Origin of the sequence: Nautilia sp. PV-1, from assembly GCF_004006315.1 — a bacterium.
GTDB lineage: Bacteria > Campylobacterota > Campylobacteria > Campylobacterales > Nautiliaceae > Nautilia > Nautilia profundicola_A.
Map to the genome: position 1 here is coordinate 647,504 of NZ_CP026530.1, position 17,497 is coordinate 665,000.

A 17,497-nucleotide genomic window follows, 5' to 3' on the forward strand; every position below is an offset into this window, starting at 1 on the left:
AGTGAAATTTGAAAATGTTTTTTCTTCACAACTTTACAACTACACAACTTGCCTACTTTTTTTGGTATAATACCTTGCAAAAAAGGAAAACCTCAATGGATTACAAAGACACTCTTCTTTTGCCTAAAACCACCTTTCCGATGCGTGGTAATCTTCCTCAAAACGAGCCTAAAAAATACAAAAAATGGTTCAGCGAACACGTATATGAAAGAATGAAACAAAACAGGGTCGGAAACGACAAATTTAACCTCCACGACGGACCTCCGTATGCAAACGGACATATTCACATAGGACACGCACTTAATAAGATTTTAAAAGATATGATTGTTAAATATTACTATTTTCAGGGATTTGACGTAAGATACACTCCGGGATGGGACTGTCACGGACTGCCTATTGAACAGCAGGTTGAGAAAAAAATAGGACGTGAAAAAAAAGAAAGTCTTCCTAAAAGCAAAATCAGAGAGTTATGCAGACAGCATGCAGCTAAATTTATAGAAATACAAAAAGAAGAGTTTCAAAACCTGGGAGTTATCGGAGATTGGGATAATCCGTATAAAACAATGGATTTTGAATTTGAAGCTAATATTTATAAAGCACTTGCCGAGATCGCTAAAAAGGGTCTTTTGGTAGAGAGAAGCAAGCCGGTATTTTGGTGTATGCACGATAAAACGGCATTAGCAGAAGCAGAAGTAGAATATGAAGATAAAGAAGACTATTCAATTTACGTTGCGTTTCCTTTAAGCAATGAAGCTAAAAGCAAACTCGGAATCGATAACGCAAGTATTGTTATCTGGACGACAACTCCTTGGACGCTACCTGCTAATATGGGAATTGCCCTAAATCCCGAAGAGAGATATGTATTAAGTGAAGACGGAAAAATCGTAGCAAAAGAACTGTATGAAAACTTAAAAGAAGCTGAGGTTGTAAGCGGCGAAATAGTTAAAGAATTTGACGCAAGCGAGCTTGAAAACCTAAAAGCAATCAACCCTCTAAACGGAAGAGAGTCTGTAATAATACTCGGCGAACACGTTACAATGGACGGAGGAACGGGGTGTGTTCATACGGCTCCGGGACACGGTGAGGAAGACTACAGAGTATGGCTAAAATACGGATTTAGTGAAATAATTCAGCCCGTGGACGATGAAGGTAAATACTCAAACTTAATCGTAACTGAAAAGCTGTTGCCTGAAGAATTTAAAGGAATGCATATATTTGAAGCTAATCCTAAAATTTTAGATCTTTTAGGTGATAACCTTGTTAAAGTATCTAAATTTACGCACAGCTATCCGCACTGCTGGAGATGCCATAACCCTGTTATTTTCAGGGCTACTAAACAGTTTTTTATCGCAATGGATAAAGAAACAAACGGGGATACGTTAAGAAACAGAGCGCTTAATGAAATAGAAAAAGTGGAATTTACTCCAAAAACAGGTAAAAACAGGCTTCATACAATGGTCGCAAACAGACCTGACTGGTGTATAAGCCGCCAGAGAGACTGGGGTGTTCCTATTGCGTTTTTCAGAAACAAAGATACGGGCGAGCTTATTATCGATGATGAAATAATCGAAAACGTTTATGAAATATTTAAGGTAAAAGGCGCGGATGCGTGGTATGATTTAAGCATTGAAGAGCTGCTGCCTGAAAGCAAAAAAGATTTGGCTTCTAAATTAGAAAAAGTTAACGATATTTTAGACGTATGGTTTGACAGCGGGTCAACATGGTTTGCCGTACTTAAAAACGGACCTTACGACGCCGGGGAATATCCTGCGAATATGTATCTTGAGGGAAGCGACCAGCACAGAGGATGGTTCCAAAGCTCACTTCTTGTATCAACTTCTATTGAGGAAAAAGCTCCTTATAAATCAATCCTTACTCACGGATTCACCGTAGACGAGAAGGGTGAAAAAATGAGTAAGTCTAAAGGAAACGTTGTAGCCCCTCAGGAAGTTTCTAAAAAATTCGGAACCGAAATCTTGAGATTATGGGTTGCTACGAGTGATTACAGCGGGGATATCAAAATCAGTGACGGTATCTTAAAACAGGTTGCGGAGCAGTACAGAAAAATAAGAAACACTATCAGATTCCTGCTTGCAAACGTAAACGATTTAGAAGAGATCAAGCTGACAAATCCTTCAATGATCGACAGATGGATTCTGGCAAGAAGCAAAGAAGTGTTTGACGAAGTGGTGGCACTTTTCGGAAAATACGACTTTTCTAAAGCGTTTAATATTTTAAACAACTTTATCGTAACCGAGCTTAGTGCGATTTATATGGACGTTTGTAAAGACAGACTCTATTGTGAACCTTTGAATTCTGAAAAAAGAAGAAATTCTCAAAGCACAATGGCTGTGATTGTGAAAGAGCTTATTTCACTGCTTGCACCGGTACTTACATATACAATGGATGAAGCGGTTGAACACGCTCCAAAAGTTATAAAAGAAGACGCAAAAGACGTGTTTGATTTCGTATATACGCCGCTTACCGCCGTGGAAAATCCTATTGATGAAGAGATTTTGGAAATTAGAAGAAGATTTTTTGAAATTGTAGACAGACTTAAAAAAGAAAAAGTTATAAAAGATACACTTGAACTTGCGATTGAGACAAATTATGATAAATTACTGGTTGACGAAATGGCCGACTTTTTTGTCGTAAGTTTAATAAGCGATAATATTGAAGGCGAAACACTTGAGGAGTTCCATATCGGGGATGAGCAGTTTGTTGTTAAAATCAAACGTTCACCTCTTCATAAATGTCCTAGATGCTGGAGATTTTTAGCCCAGGAAGAAGGCGCTTTATGCGAAAGATGCGAAAAGGCTATTAATGGATAAACCGGTTTCTTCTTGGTTTATTTTTTTAAATATTATAATTATAATAGGCGTTAGTTACGCAGTGTACAGATGGCTTAAAAGTATAAAAGGAGATTTTTAATGATAACACTTAAAGAAGCACTAAAACTATCAAAAGAAGAGCTAAAAGAGCTCAAAAAAGAGATAAATGAAAAAGCAAAAGAAAATAAAGAACTTGGCGGATATGTCGAACAGTTTTTGGATAGAGACCTAAGTGAAGCTGGTGATGGAGTGCCTATCGCAGTTAAAGACAACATTAACGTAAAAGGATGGGAAGTTACATGTTCTTCTAAAATCCTTCAGGGATATGTGAGCCCTTATAATGCGACCGTAATTGATAAAATGCTTGAAGCGGGACTCTCTCCATTTGGTAGATGTAATATGGATGAATTTGCAATGGGAAGTTCGACTGAGACAAGCTACTACGGTAAAACATTGAATCCGCATGATGTTAACAAAGTTCCAGGGGGAAGCAGTGGTGGTAGTGCCGCTGTGGTAGGTTCCGGGCTTGCGGTTGCCGCACTTGGAAGTGATACGGGCGGATCTATCAGACAGCCGGCGGCGTTCTGCGGAGTTGTAGGAATGAAACCGACGTATGGGAGAGTTAGCAGACTTGGGCTTGTAGCATTCTCAAGCTCACTTGATCAAATAGGACCGATTACACAAAACGTGGAAGACGCAGCTATTTTATATAACATTATTGCAGGGCATGATCCTAAAGATTCGACTTCCGCACCGGTTGAGAATAAAAAAATAGAAATCAATGAAAACAGAAAACTAAAAATTGTAGTAATTGACAACTATATTGATGAAGCGGACGAGGATATTAAAAACAGACTAAACGATATTATCACTGAACTTGAAAAAGAAGGGCATACAATTATTCATAAAACCCTTATGAATTCAAAATACGACGTTGCGACTTATTACGTGGTTGCTACTGCGGAAGCAAGCTCAAACCTTGCGAGATTTGACGGTATGAGATACGGAAACAGAATCGAAGGAAAAGATCTGAAAGAAACATATAAATTAACAAGAGCTCAGTTCGGAGATGAAGTAAAAAGAAGAATTATGCTAGGAACGTTCGTTCTTTCAAGCGGATATTACGATGCTTATTATTTAAAAGCGCAAAAAGTAAGACATTTAATTAAAAACGAATTCGATAAACTCTTTGCGGAAGCCGATTTGGTTCTTACTCCTGTAACGCCTTCTACGGCATTTGAATTCGGAAGTAAAAAAGACCCTCTTGAGATGTATTTAAGCGACATATACACAATCAGTGTAAACCTTGCGGGAGTTCCGGCTATTTCACTTCCTGTAGGAAAAGATAAAAACAATATGCCAATCGGACTTCAGCTTATAGCTAAACATTTTGACGAGCAGACACTGTTTGACGGAGCGAAAATAGTTGAAAATTTAGTAAAGGAAAGCAAATGAGAATAAAATACAAAGCATTAACTTTTGAAGACGTTTTACTGGTTCCAAAATATTCAAACGTATTACCTAAAGATGTTGATTTGTCTACTAAATTCACCAGAAACGTCAGCTTAAACATTCCTTTGGTATCTGCAGCAATGGATACCGTTACGGAAGCAAGAGCCGCTATAGCTATTGCAAGACTCGGAGGAATTGGTGTAATTCACAAAAATATGGATGTTGAAACTCAGGCAAAAGAAGTTGAAAAAGTTAAAAAAAGCGAAAGCGGTATTATTATCGACCCTGTAAAAGTTTTCCCTGACGATACTATCGCAAAAGCTCTTGATATTATGGCGACATATAGAATTTCAGGTGTTCCTGTAGTTGATAGAGATGGTAAGTTAGTGGGTATTCTTACCAATAGAGACCTTAGATTTGAAAAAAATACAACAAGATTCGTAAAAGATCTAATGACTCCAATGCCTTTAATTACTGCAAAAGAGGGAATTTCTTTAGAAGAAGCTGAAGATATACTTCATCAGCATAAAATCGAAAAACTGCCTATAATTGATGATAATGGATATTTAAAAGGTTTAATTACTATCAAAGATATTCAAAAGAAAAAAACTTATCCTAATGCAAACAAAGACAAATTCGGCAGACTAAGAGTAGCTGCGGCTGTAGGAGTCGGAAACGGAGTTGAAAGGGCTGCTGCGCTTGTAGGTGCAGGAGTTGACGTAATTGTTGTGGATTCAGCGCACGGACATTCGCAGGGGATTTTGGACGTTGTTAAAGCCATAAAAGAAAGATTTGACGTTGACGTTGTCGGCGGTAACGTAGCTACTGCGGAAGCTACAAGAGCTTTAATTGAAGCGGGTGCTGACGCTGTTAAAGTCGGAATCGGTCCGGGAAGTATCTGTACTACAAGAATCGTAGCGGGTGTCGGGGTTCCGCAAATCAGCGCTATTGACGAATGTGCAAGAGAAGGGGCTAAACACGGTGTTCCTATTATTGCTGACGGAGGTATTAAATATTCAGGCGATATTGCAAAAGCATTGGCTGTAGGGGCTAGCAGCGTAATGATCGGAAGTCTTCTTGCTGGTACTGAAGAAAGTCCGGGTGAAACTATCATGTATCAGGGAAGACAGTATAAAGCATACAGAGGTATGGGAAGTATCGGTGCAATGCAAAAAGGAAGCAACGACAGATATTTCCAAGAAGGTACTGCTGCTGATAAACTGGTTCCTGAAGGAATTGAAGGTATGGTTCCGTACAGAGGAAGAATCAGAGATGTGGTGCATCAATTAATCGGTGGACTTAGAGCTTCTATGGGATACTGTGGTGCGAAAAATATTCCAACATTCTGGGAAAATGCAGAGTTTGTAGAAATTACAAGCGCGGGACTTAAAGAATCTCACGTACATGACGTTACTATCACAAAAGAAGCTCCTAACTATCACCAATAATTTTCTTCTTTTTTAATCTTTTTTTCCTTTATTTACTTTTTGTTAACTTTACTATATTATTATTTTAGAAATAAAAAAAGGAGTGCCTATGCTGCTAAATGAAATGATAATTGATGAAAACAATATGGCGTTTATACCGTCACTCGGAACATCCTATCAGCTTAATAAAACGGCAAAAGAAATTATTGACCTTCTTAAACAGGGCAAAAATAAAGACGAAATAGTAAAAATAATAGCGGAAAACACCGGAGCCAATTGGCGAGACGTGTATGTTGATGTTGAAGATTTTTTCCAAAAACTTAAAATATACGGACTAATTCAATGAAAATAGCTATCAGCGGACTAAATAACACTGACAATCCGGCTCCGGGAATACCAGTTGCCAAAAGTTTGATGGATGAGCATTCTTTAATAGGACTCAGTTATGACCCTAATGAACCGGGTGTTTATCAGGGACTGTTTGAAAAAATATATCTTATGCCTTATCCAAGTTTAGGATATGATGAGTTTAAAAAAAGAATTACCGATATTAAAGAAAAATCTGATATAGAAATGGCGATACCAAATTTGGATGCGGAGCTTCCTCTGTACATTAAATATCAAAAAGAGATAGAAGAATTAGGTATAAAAACATATTTGCCGTCTCTTGAGTGTTTTGAAATGAGAGACAAAAGTAAACTGCCGGAATTCAGTAAAAAGCTGGGAGTAAAACATCCAAAGACTATAGAAGTCGTTTCGCTTGACGATTTAATAAAAGCAACTAAGGAGCTTGGATTCCCTGTAATGGTAAAAGGAAATTATTATAAAGCTTATAAAGCTTATAACCTTGATGAAGCTATTGAGTATTATTATAAAATTTCCAACGAGTGGGGATTTCCTCTGCTTGTTCAGGAAGTTATAAACGGTAATGAAATAAATTTTGTCGGAATCGGAAACGGTGAAAAACTAATAGCCGGGGTAGGTATGAAAAAACTGACTACAACGGAGCTTGGCAAGGTTTGGAGTGCCATAAGCATAAAAAATGAAAAGCTTTTTAATGCCAGTAAACAGTTCGTGGAAACTATCGGATGGAGAGGTGCATTTGAATTTGAAGCTATGAGCGACGGAAAAGACATATATTTAATAGAGATTAATCCAAGGTTTCCGGCATGGGTGTATTTTTCAACGATGTTGGGAATTAATCTTCCTAAAATTTTATTAAAACTTGCAAACGGGGAAAAAGTTCAAGAACAGTTTGATTATCCGTTGGAAAAAATGTATGTCAGATATGTAGAAGAGACTATGGCTGATTTTAATAAATTTTCAGCATTAATATCAAAAAAAGAGATATAAATTAAGGAGTATAAAATGTATGAAAAACCTACAATAAACAGAGTTGATTTCGCAATGGCCAGCAAATACGGCTCACCACTTAAAACACAGAAAATCAGAAGCGAAATTGACGGAGTAGGAGTTCATGAACTAGTAGAAAAGTACGGTTCTCCTCTGTTTGTATTCAGCGAAAGAGTAATAGAAGAAAAATATATGGAATTTAAAAACGCATTTACAAGCAGATATCCGGAAGTAGAATTCTGGTGGAGTTATAAAACCAATTATCTGGATGCAATATGCAAAATATATCATAAACTCGGAAGTAAAGCCGAAGTTGTAAGCGAATTTGAATATGAAAAAGCCAGAAGACTCGGAATAGAAGGTAAAAATATTATTTTCAACGGTCCTTACAAACCGAAAGAAGCTCTTAAAAAAGCTGTAGAAGAAGGTGCAAAAATTCATATTGACCACTGGTATGAAATAAATGATCTTGAAGAAATAGCGGATGAACTCGGCATAGAAATTCCCGTAGCAATCAGATGTAATATGGATACGGGAGTATATCCGCAGTGGAGCAGATTCGGATTTAATATCGATAACGGTGAAGCTTATGATGCGATTAAAAGAATCTATGAAGGTAAAAAGTTATATTTAACAGGGCTTCATTCTCATATCGGAACGTTTATGCTAAGTGCTAACGCGTATGCAAACGAAACAAAAAAACTTATAGAACTTAAAAATAAAATTGAAAAAGATTTCGGTTATGAAATAGAATATATCGATATAGGAGGAGGGTTTGCCAGCAAAAACAGATTAAAAGGCGTATATCAGGCTCCTGAAGTTATTGTTCCTAGTGCCGATGAATATGCTGAAGCCGTTACAAATGCGATATTTGAAACAAATAAAGGAAAACTTCCTAAACTTTTCCTTGAAACCGGAAGAGCGCTAATTGATGAAGCGGGTTATCTGCTTACAAGCGTGTTTGCCGCTAAAAGAATGCCTGACGGTAAAAAAAGTTATATTGTAGATGCGGGAGTGAATCTTTTATATACAGCATTTTGGTATAACTTTGAAATAGCTTTGGATAAAAGATATGAAGGATTAAACGAACCTTCTCAGATAAACGGACCTTTATGCATGAATATTGATGTTATTTCAGAGAATATAATGCTTCCTGCTTTGCAAAGAGGAAGTGTTTTAAGTATTTGGCCTGTCGGAGCATATAACGTGACTCAGGCTATGCAGTTTATCAGATACAGACCTAGAATTGTTTTGATCGATAAAAATTCAAATACTCATATTATCAAAGAAGCTGATGATTTGGATTACATTGTAGAAAAAGAACATATTCCTGAATATTTAAAAGGTTAAAATGTTGCATAAACTGAAGTTTGTTTTTAAACCGTATGTTTCCATACTTTTTTTAAGGGATGTTAAAGCGGGGGTAATACTTTTCCTTCTTTCTTTCTTACTTCCGAGTGTAGGGATATTAGGTATCGTTGCGATATTGGCAACAGTAATGTTTGCTGAATTTATAAATGTCAGGGATGAATATTTAAAATACGGATTTTATTTATATAATTCGTTGCTGGTCGGTATGGGGGTCGGATATTTTTTTGATGTTACTGTTGTGACCGTTCTTTTGACGGCTATGCTTTCTATACTTACTTTTTTGGTGTCTTTTAGTATAAATAAAGTGTTTATTAAATACTCTTTACCTCTTTTATCTCTGCCTTTTGCATTTGTAAGTATGATTTTTTATCTTGCAAGTTTAAAATATACTTCTCTTTTGAGTAATATTTTATATCGTAAAGCGCTTTTTGATATTAATTTCCCTTTTGAACAGTTTTTTAAGTCTATGGGGACTATTTTCTTTCTTCCGTATGTTTTTGCAGGAGTTGTTATCTCTTTGATCATATTATTTTATTCAAGGATTTTGTTTTTGCTTGCTTTTACAGGATTTTGGGCCGGTGTATGGTTCCATTCGTTTTTTATACCTTTTTCAAAAGCGCTTAATTCTCCGTATAATTTTAATTTTATACTGATAGCCATGGCTCTTGGAGGAGTGTTTTTAATCCCTAATTTAAAAAATTTCTTTCTTGCATTTTTGGCAATATTTTTATCAATAGTTTTAATTGATGCGATGGAAGTGTTTTTTAATATATACGCACTTCCGGTATATACGCTTCCTTTTAATATTATGACGCTTCTTTTTATTATGATTCTTTTTAGTATGGGATACGCTTATTTTAATTACAATATTAAAGGAACGCCCGAAAAATCACTTATTTCTTTTTTAAGCAATTATTACAGATTTGGCGGAAACGATATTAAAATAAATCTGCCTTTTACCGGAAAATGGACTGTTTATCAGGCTTTTGACGATGAATGGACTCATAAAGGAAACTGGAAATACGCTTATGATTTTGTAATCAAGAAAAACGGTAAAAGTTATGAAAATGACGGACTGTTTTTGGAAGATTATTATGCATTCGGCAAACCTGTTACCGCTCCAGTAAACGGTTACGTTATCGCGTTAAGGGATGATTTGGCTGATAACTTTATAGGCAATGTGGACAGAACCAATAACTGGGGGAATTATATTATTATAAAAAGCGATTACGGATATTTTGTAGAAATTTCGCATTTAATGCAAAATTCGATAAACGTAAAAGTAGGGGATTATGTAAAAGTTGGAGATATAATTGCGAAATGCGGTAACAGCGGTTATTCTCCGGAGCCTCATATTCATATCCAGGTTCAGAAATTTGGTGTTTTGGGAAGTGAGACTATTCCTTTTAAATTTATTGACTATATAAAAGACAATAGGCTTTATTTTTATGAGCTGCCTAAAAAAAATGAAACTGTTGAATCAACGACGGTGGATAAATCTATGAAACTGAGACTGACGTTTATTTTGGATGATTATTTTAAATATGAAATTTATAAAAATAACAGTAAAATTAAAGAAACAGGATTTACTGTAAAAATGAACGATAAAGGGGAATTTTATTTTACAGACGGACAAAACAGACTCTATTTTTATACAGATGAGAAACTTTTTTATTTTTATGAATATGAAGGAAAAGACAGTTTGTTAAAAAGCCTGTTTAAGGTGGCTCCAAAAATACCGTTGATAAATAAAGAAGTGGAATATGAAGATGTTATTCCGCCTCAGTTTAAATACGGTTTATTTAAGAAAATTATAATTGAACTTGTTTTGCCTTTTAATTATAAAATGTTTGCAAAAAAAGTTTTATATTATAAAGAAATGCTGAAAATAAAATCAGAATACGGGGAAGTTACTTTTTCATTTTATGAAAAAGGGTTTGATAAAATAAGATTTGAAAACACGGAATTAAGGAGAATATATGAAAAAGCTGATAATTCTGATTAGCATATGTGCGTCACTTTTTGCTCTTGATATAAAAAAAGCGTATTATGAATCTTATAATTATGAAAAAATGGGTGATTATAAGGATGCGATTAAGGTTTTAATACCTGTATATAATAAATATCCTAACGGATATACGTTAAATTTAAGACTCGGATGGCTCTTTTATTTAAGCAAAAAATATCAAAATGCGCTTGACCATTATAAAAAAGCATCTTTAACGGCTCCTTATTCCATAGAGGCTAAGCTTGGTATTATGAGAACTTATTTGGCTGCAGGGGATTATGATAATGCTTTGAAAGTCGGAGATGTTGTTTTAAAAATAGACTATTATAACTATTACGGCAATTATTATGAAGTTGTGGCTTTAATAGCTAAAAAGCAGTATGATACCGCACTTAAACTGACTGATAAGATGCTAAGTCTTTATCCGACAAGTGTTTTATTTTTGGTAGAGCTTGGAAAAATATATTATATAAAAGATAAAACAAAAGCAAAACAGATTTTTGAAGATGTATTAATTCTTGATCCGAATAACGTTATAGCAAAAGAGTATTTGAATAAATGAAAATACTCTGTTTTACTCCTTTTGATTTAAAATTAAAAAAATTCGACTGTATGTATGCATTGGATGAAAATGATTTTTACGAAAAAATATTAAACAGAAAATATGACGTAATAATTGTATCTTTTGATTTTTATTCGGAATTTATAAATATTAAAGACTATGTTCATTCGACTGTTGTTTTTTTAAACAGTTACTGTGACAGTTTTATATATAAAAAGGTTCTGGAAGTAGGTGATTACTGCTATACATATGCAGAGTTTGATAAGTTTTTTTTGCGTTTGGAATATTTACAGAAAAAAATACTTAAATCAAAATCAACGGTATACAAAAGAGACAATCTTTTATATAATTTCAACACAAACGAACTGTATATTGATTCAAAGCCGGTTAAATTAAGCAGTGCAGAGAATGAACTTTTAAAAACACTGATAAAAAACAAAAATACATATCTTTCGAAAGAAGATATATTAATGGAGTGTGACAGTATAGAAAGTATTGACTCTATTAAAGTTCTGATTTCTCATTTGAGAAAACTGGGGATAGAAATAGAAAATCAAAAAAATTTAGGATATAAAATAAAGGAGAAGGAATGAAAAAACTGATTTTAAGCGCAATTGCGGTCTCAGCAGTGTTTGCAACTGAAATCATGCCATATACAAGTTTTATAAACTACAGTAAAGACACCAGCAAAGATTATGCGAATGTTTTTGGTGTGTATCTGTCTCAATACAAAAGTCCTTATAAAATTGAATTGGACGGAGAATATATGAGACTGAAATATAAAAATTCACCTGATTACAAGCAGTCTGATTTAACATTAATAATAAATTATTTTCAAGGCAGTAATTATAAATACAGAGTGGGTATTCATAATATTTTTGCCAGTAACCCGGAAACGGTTGTAAATTATCAGCCTCCTAGCATGAGAAATCCAAGTGGCACAACAACTACAACTACAAAATATGTCAATTCTTATGATTATGTGCTGTTTGGAGGAGTTACATATTATCAGTATTTAAAATTTGATGCCGATTTAAATATTTACTATTCTAATTATGAAAATTTAAATGTAGTTCAGGTATCTCCTTCTTATGGTTACAGTTTTGGAAATTACTATTCAACAATAGGGTCTTTTTATTTAAAAGGAACGTTAAATTATATTAATTTAAGCAATTCTGATGCGGCTCCAAAAGACAATTATTTTAATGTTGATTTAAAACTGGAAAATTATAAAGGTCCGTGGGTTACTACGTTAAATGCAAGTTTAGGAAAAACCGCATATAAAGTAGCTAAAGACGGTTTTGTTGTTTATAACCTTGGTGAGGAGTATAAAAACAGTTATTCTGTAAGCGTTGGTAAAAAATTAAAAAACAACGATTATGTTTCCGGTTCGGTAGAATACAGCACGTTTGAAGAAACTCCGGGATATGAAGCTTCCTCTACTACGTTTTTAATTAACTATATGCACAATTTTTAAAACAGCTCTTTAACCGTTTCAAAACGGTTTGCTGTCATTATATGAATTTTAGGATGCTTTTTTAAAAGTTTCTGGAACAAGTTTCTGCTTAATTCCATTCCGACTTTATATTCTTCCTCTTCACTGATCTTATGTGCTTTTATTAGTTTTTCGATCCATTTTTCAGGCACATAGATTCCGGGAACGTGCGAGTGTAGAAACTGAGCCGTTTTTAGTTTTGTAATAGGGAAAAAGCCTAAAACAATTTCACTTTCTTTTCTTTCGTCCTGGAATTCTGAAACAATTTTATTTTTTATTTCTAATAGTTTGTCTACAATGTTTAAGTCGTAAACCGGCTGCGTTATAATTCCTACTGCATAATTTTGTATTTTTTTATACATTTTTCTTTCTATTGAAACAAAATTTTTAGCATACGAATTACTTACGACAAAAGGCGTTATAGGTTTAGGTTTTATTTTAAATTCTTTACCGCTGTAATCCATTCCGTTATTAAAAGCTCTAATTATTTCCAGCAGTAAAATACTGCTGCCTTCTACTACGGCTTTGGCTTTCGGCTGGTCTGACATATTGGCCGGATCACCTGTTAATGCTAAAATATTTATTACGTTTAAATCGTTTGCCCCCAGTAGATCGCTTTGAAGGGCTATTTTGTTTCTGTCTCTCATAGTCATGGTTGCAATAACCGGTTTTTTAAATTTTTCCTGTAATTTATATGCAGCGATAATAGAGTTATATTTCAATTTGCTTAAAGGACAGTCTGTTGTTGAAAATCCGTCAATATATTTTAATGCTCCGCTTTTTTCGATTTTTTCTATCATTAAATCCACTGTAGGAAGTTTCGGAGGTGTGGTTTCAAGTGTAATATATTTGCCTTTTAGCTTTTCTTTTAACATTCAGATCCTTTGTCAATTTATTACGAAATGATATAATAAAAATAAAAAAATAGGAATATAATGGATATTAAAGGGAATTTCTGGATAGAAAAAGAGGGTAAAAGTTTTTTGGGAAGAGGCAGAATTGAACTTTTGAAGAAAATAGACAAATACGGTTCTATTTCCAAAGCGGCAAAAGAAATGAAAATGAGCTATAAAGCTGCATGGGATGCGGTTGATATAATTAACAATCTGGCAAAAGAGCGTGTAGTTGAAAAAATAAGCGGCGGTAAAGGCGGCGGAGGAACCAGACTTACTGAGTACGGAAAAAAGCTTATTGATATGTTTGAAAGTGCCCAAAAAATATTTGAATCAGATTTGAAAGCATTGGAAGAATTTTTTAATAAAAAGATTTAATTTGCTAAAATTTCAATAAAAAGGCGCTTAATGATTTTAATGATAGACAATTATGACAGCTTTACATATAATATTGTTCAGTACTGCCTGGAACTCGGCGCTAATTTAAAAGTTATCAGAAATGACGAAATGAGCGTTGAAGATGTTAAAAAACTAAATCCTGAAAAAATAATTATTTCCCCAGGCCCTTCCACTCCTAAAGAAGCAGGTATAAGTGTTGAAGTTATAAAAAATATTCAAAAACCGATTCTTGGAGTATGTTTAGGTCATCAGTCTATTGCTTACGCATTCGGCGGAGAAATAATAGAAGCCAAAAATTTGATGCACGGAAAAACATCCGATATTCAAATAACAATAAAAGACGATATTTTTAAAGACCTTCCGAATAAATTTAGAGTAACAAGATATCATTCGCTTGTTGCTAATCCTGATAAACTGCCTGAATGTATTATTCCTACTTCTTATTCATTAGACGATAATGAAATTATGTCTTTAAGGGTAAAAGACAGACCTATTTACGGTGTTCAGTTTCATCCGGAATCAATTATGAGCGAATACGGAAAAGAAATTATTGATAACTTTTTAAAATTATGAAAAAAATTATAGCCGTTTCATTCCTTTTTTATTCATTTTTGTTATGGTACGGTGTCAGCTTTCTTTCTTTCTCAATAGTGGATGTTAGAAGCATTGATCATTTTCCTGTTTTAAACTATATTCTCAATTTCAGTTTTTTTCTATTTGGAAAAAATGATTTTGCATTGCGCGTTCCTGAAATTATAGTCGGTTTTTGCAGTGTTTTACTTTTTTACAAACTTACTGAATTTTATTTAAAAAAAGAAAAAGACAGGTTTTTTGCAACCATTATATTCATGCTGATACCGGGGATGATAATATCTTCTATTATTGTTAATAAATCAGTTTATTTAATTTTTCTTACATTGCTGTTTGTATATTTATATAAGACAAACAAAATATATTCGTATATTTTGCTGGCATTATGTGTTTTTTTAGATTCAGGCTTTATTTCTCTGTTTTTTGCTTTGATATTTTATGCAATTTATAAAAAAGACAATGTGCTTCTTTTGTTGTCTCTTCTGTTTTTAGCCATTAATGCAAATTATTTCAATTATGATATCGGAGGCAAACCTAAAGGACATTTTTTAGATCTTTTTGGTACTTATTTTTTAATTTTTTCTCCTTTTGTTTTTATTTACTTTTTATTTTCCATATATAAAGGGTTTTTTGACAAAAAACGAGATATAGTTTTTTTTATTGCTTTTTTTACGTTTATTATTTCAATATTATTGTCATTTAGACAAAGAATAAAAATAGACGACTATGCACCGTTTACTTTGGTATATGTAATTTATATGGTTAAATATTTTTTAAGTTCGTACAGAGTAAGACTTCCTCAGTTCAGAGGAACATACAAGACAGTTTTTATAGTTTTAATTACAACGTTGACTTTTTTTGATATTGCGCTTTTTTTAAACAGATATACGCCTGCAAGAAAGCTCAGCAGCAGTTATTATTTCATTAAACCTTTAGCGTCAGAATTGAAAAACAAAAATATTGATTTTATTAATTCAAAGAATAAAAGACTGCTTAGGGCGTTAAATTTTTATGGACTCAAAAAAGGTAATAAATATATGATTATTTATGAAAAAAGGGAAAATAAAGTTTCAATTTTTCACAAAAAGAGAAAAATTATGCAAATCAATGTTTCGAAACTAAACACACTATAAAAAATTTTTTTTCAATTAATAAAATAAGCTTATATCTTTTATGATTAATGCTACAATTTCTAAAATAAAATTCAAGGAGAATTAATGGCTCAAAAACCGATTCGTGAATATGACGGGAAAAAACTTTTTGCCCAAAACTGGGATAAATACTTCAGTGGACTAAATTATCCATTTGAAAGTGTTTTAGTAACAAGTGGAGACGAGTTAAAAGCTAAAGCAAAAGAACCTGGATATGAATGGCTAAACGAAAAACCTTTAGTTGCCAAACCTGATATGCTTTTTGGTAAAAGAGGTAAAAACGGTTTAGTATTATTCAAAGTTAATAAACCTGGAGATGTAACTCTTGAAGACGCAGCTAAATGGATTGATGAAAAAAGAAGCGGAAAGGTTACACTTCTTAGCGGACAAAGCGGAGAGCTTACTCACTTTATTGTAGAGCCTTTCACACCTCATAGCGAAGATGAGGAATATTATATTGCTGCTACGACTTTTGATGAAGTAAACGACGTACTTTATCTTTCAGCGCATGGTGGTATGGAAGTTGAAGAAAACTGGGATAAAGTTACTGAAGTAAAAATTCCTATCGATGCAAGTGACGAAAAAATCGAAAAACTTGTAAAAGAAAATATTCCTTCAGATATTCCGGCTGATAAAAAAGACGTATATGCAAACTTTGCAATTAATTTCTACAAATTTTTTAGAGATCTAAACTTTGCATATCTTGAAATCAACCCTGTAGTTATCGTAGGAAACAATGTTTATCTGCTTGACCTTGTTGCAAGATTAGACGATACTGCCGGGTTTATGATGAAAGACAAATGGGGTGATATTGAATTCCCGACACCATTCGGTATGCCTGAGAAATCACCTGAAGAAAAAGCTATTGCCGAAGCTGATGCAAAAAGCGGTGCTTCATTAAAATTAACAATTCTTAACCCTAAAGGAAGAATCTGGACACTTGTAGCTGGTGGTGGTGCTTCAGTTGTTTATGCTGACACTATTGCTGATATGGCTGGCGGGGTTGAAGATTTAGCAAACTACGGAGAATATTCCGGTGGTCCGACTACTGATGAAACAAGATTTTATACTGAAACAGTACTTGATTTAATGACAAGAGAAAAAGATCCAAAAGGCAGAGATAAAATATTAATCATCGGTGGTGCTATTGCTAACTTCACAGACGTAGCAAAAACATTTACAGGTATTATTCAAGCATTTGAAAAATATGCAGATAAAATGAAAGACGTTGGAACAAGAATTTATGTAAGAAGAGGCGGGCCTAACTACGAAAAAGGTCTTAAAGATATTAAAGCGGCAGCAGAAAAACTTGGTCTTCCAATCGAAGTATACGGACCAGAAACTCATATTACTGATATCGTAAGAATGGCACTTGAAGAAGATAAAAAAGGAGCGAACTAATGGCTAACGAATTATTTACAAGGGATACACAGGCAATATTTTGGAACAATAACAAATCTGCAATCCAAAGAATGCTTGATTATGACTATATTATTAAAAGAGAAAAACCGTCAGTAGCGGCAATCGTTGCTCCTACAAGCAGCAACAAATTCGAAAAATTCTTTTTCGGTACTGATGAAGTAATGATTCCGATTTACAGAACTACAGCCGATGCTGTTAAAAATCATCCTAATGCTGATGTACTATTAAACTTTGCATCATTCAGAACGGCTTATGATGTAACTATGGACGCTCTTGCAATGGATCAGTTCAGAGTAATTATGATTACTGCTGAGGGTATTCCTGAAAGAAATGCAAGAATTATGAATAAAACTGCAAGAGAAAAAGGTGTAACTATCATCGGACCTGCAACAGTTGGTGCTATTGCTCCGGGTGCGTTTAAAGTTGCAAACATCGGTGGTACAATTGAAAATATCGTAAAATCAAAACTTCACAGAGCCGGAAGCGCTGGTCTTGTAACAAGAAGTGGTGGTTTATTTAATGAGCTTTCAAATATCATCGCT

At 33.9% G+C, this 17,497-nt stretch carries 17 protein-coding genes (1 of these 17 only partly in view); 16 read left to right on the forward strand and 1 reads right to left on the reverse strand.

From position 1 onward, the window contains the following. Nucleotides 1-95: 95 nt before the first annotated feature. The 11 genes from ileS to C3L23_RS03650 all read left to right on the forward strand — a co-directional run bounded on the left by ileS (nucleotide 96) and on the right by C3L23_RS03650 (nucleotide 12,481). Entirely contained in the window at nucleotides 96-2,831 is a 2,736-nt protein-coding gene (gene ileS, locus C3L23_RS03600) for an isoleucine--tRNA ligase (RefSeq protein ID WP_127679940.1), read from the forward strand. Further along, on the forward strand, nucleotides 2,824-2,931 hold the full coding sequence (locus C3L23_RS03605) for a glutamyl-tRNA amidotransferase (protein WP_127679942.1): 108 nt from the start codon (nucleotides 2,824-2,826) through the stop codon (nucleotides 2,929-2,931). Before ileS ends, C3L23_RS03605 begins: the two co-directional genes overlap by 8 nt. After that, nucleotides 2,931-4,286, forward strand: a complete 1,356-nt coding sequence (gene gatA, locus C3L23_RS03610; RefSeq protein ID WP_127679944.1) for an Asp-tRNA(Asn)/Glu-tRNA(Gln) amidotransferase subunit GatA — start codon at nucleotides 2,931-2,933, stop codon at nucleotides 4,284-4,286. Before C3L23_RS03605 ends, gatA begins: the two co-directional genes overlap by 1 nt. Then, the gene (guaB, locus tag C3L23_RS03615; RefSeq protein ID WP_127679945.1) at nucleotides 4,283-5,731 is read left to right on the forward strand and encodes an IMP dehydrogenase; all 1,449 of its coding nucleotides are present in this window, start codon (nucleotides 4,283-4,285) and stop codon (nucleotides 5,729-5,731) included. Before gatA ends, guaB begins: the two co-directional genes overlap by 4 nt. 88 nt (nucleotides 5,732-5,819) lie before the next feature. Further along, entirely contained in the window at nucleotides 5,820-6,056 is a 237-nt protein-coding gene (locus C3L23_RS03620) for a PqqD family protein (RefSeq protein ID WP_127679947.1), read from the forward strand. Continuing rightward, nucleotides 6,053-7,063, forward strand: coding sequence for an ATP-grasp domain-containing protein (locus tag C3L23_RS03625; RefSeq protein ID WP_127679949.1), 1,011 nt, complete (start codon nucleotides 6,053-6,055; stop codon nucleotides 7,061-7,063). Before C3L23_RS03620 ends, C3L23_RS03625 begins: the two co-directional genes overlap by 4 nt. A gap of 15 nt (nucleotides 7,064-7,078) precedes the next feature. Beyond that, nucleotides 7,079-8,413: an alanine racemase gene (locus C3L23_RS03630; RefSeq protein ID WP_127679951.1), complete on the forward strand. Its 1,335-nt coding sequence runs from the start codon at nucleotides 7,079-7,081 to the stop codon at nucleotides 8,411-8,413. 1 nt (nucleotide 8,414) lies between these two features. Next, nucleotides 8,415-10,439 (forward strand): urea transporter, encoded by a 2,025-nt coding sequence (locus tag C3L23_RS03635; protein ID WP_246831097.1) that lies wholly within the window; start codon nucleotides 8,415-8,417, stop codon nucleotides 10,437-10,439. After that, nucleotides 10,414-11,004 carry a lipopolysaccharide assembly protein LapB gene (locus C3L23_RS03640; protein WP_127679953.1) on the forward strand — a complete coding sequence of 197 codons (591 nt, stop codon included), beginning with the start codon at nucleotides 10,414-10,416 and terminating at the stop codon, nucleotides 11,002-11,004. Before C3L23_RS03635 ends, C3L23_RS03640 begins: the two co-directional genes overlap by 26 nt. Then, nucleotides 11,001-11,597, forward strand: coding sequence for a winged helix-turn-helix domain-containing protein (locus C3L23_RS03645; RefSeq protein WP_127679956.1), 597 nt, complete (start codon nucleotides 11,001-11,003; stop codon nucleotides 11,595-11,597). Before C3L23_RS03640 ends, C3L23_RS03645 begins: the two co-directional genes overlap by 4 nt. Continuing rightward, nucleotides 11,594-12,481 (forward strand): hypothetical protein, encoded by an 888-nt coding sequence (locus C3L23_RS03650; protein WP_127679958.1) that lies wholly within the window; start codon nucleotides 11,594-11,596, stop codon nucleotides 12,479-12,481. The genes C3L23_RS03645 and C3L23_RS03650 overlap by 4 nt, the downstream gene beginning before the upstream one ends. Here C3L23_RS03650 and C3L23_RS03655 read toward each other — a convergent pair. Continuing rightward, nucleotides 12,478-13,374, reverse strand: coding sequence for a methylenetetrahydrofolate reductase (locus C3L23_RS03655; protein ID WP_127679960.1), 897 nt, complete (start codon nucleotides 13,372-13,374; stop codon nucleotides 12,478-12,480). The genes C3L23_RS03650 and C3L23_RS03655 overlap by 4 nt on opposite strands. Nucleotides 13,375-13,434: 60 nt before the next feature. Between C3L23_RS03655 and C3L23_RS03660 the strand changes: the two genes are divergently transcribed. From C3L23_RS03660 to C3L23_RS03680, 5 genes are all read left to right on the forward strand, one after another. After that, entirely contained in the window at nucleotides 13,435-13,770 is a 336-nt protein-coding gene (locus C3L23_RS03660) for a winged helix-turn-helix domain-containing protein (protein ID WP_127679962.1), read from the forward strand. Between the two features lie 30 nt (nucleotides 13,771-13,800). After that, entirely contained in the window at nucleotides 13,801-14,364 is a 564-nt protein-coding gene (locus tag C3L23_RS03665; RefSeq protein ID WP_127679964.1) for an aminodeoxychorismate/anthranilate synthase component II, read from the forward strand. Further along, a complete protein-coding gene (locus tag C3L23_RS03670) occupies nucleotides 14,361-15,515 on the forward strand; it encodes a glycosyltransferase family 39 protein (RefSeq protein WP_127679966.1) in 1,155 nt (384 codons plus the stop codon). Before C3L23_RS03665 ends, C3L23_RS03670 begins: the two co-directional genes overlap by 4 nt. Nucleotides 15,516-15,599: 84 nt before the next feature. After that, entirely contained in the window at nucleotides 15,600-16,934 is a 1,335-nt protein-coding gene (locus C3L23_RS03675) for an ATP citrate lyase citrate-binding domain-containing protein (RefSeq protein WP_127679967.1), read from the forward strand. After that, nucleotides 16,934-17,497, forward strand: partial view of a citrate/2-methylcitrate synthase gene (locus C3L23_RS03680; protein ID WP_127679969.1) — the 5' portion only. It continues 1,284 nt past the right edge of the window; only the first 564 of its 1,848 coding nucleotides appear in the window; it begins with the start codon at nucleotides 16,934-16,936; the stop codon falls past the right edge of the window. Before C3L23_RS03675 ends, C3L23_RS03680 begins: the two co-directional genes overlap by 1 nt.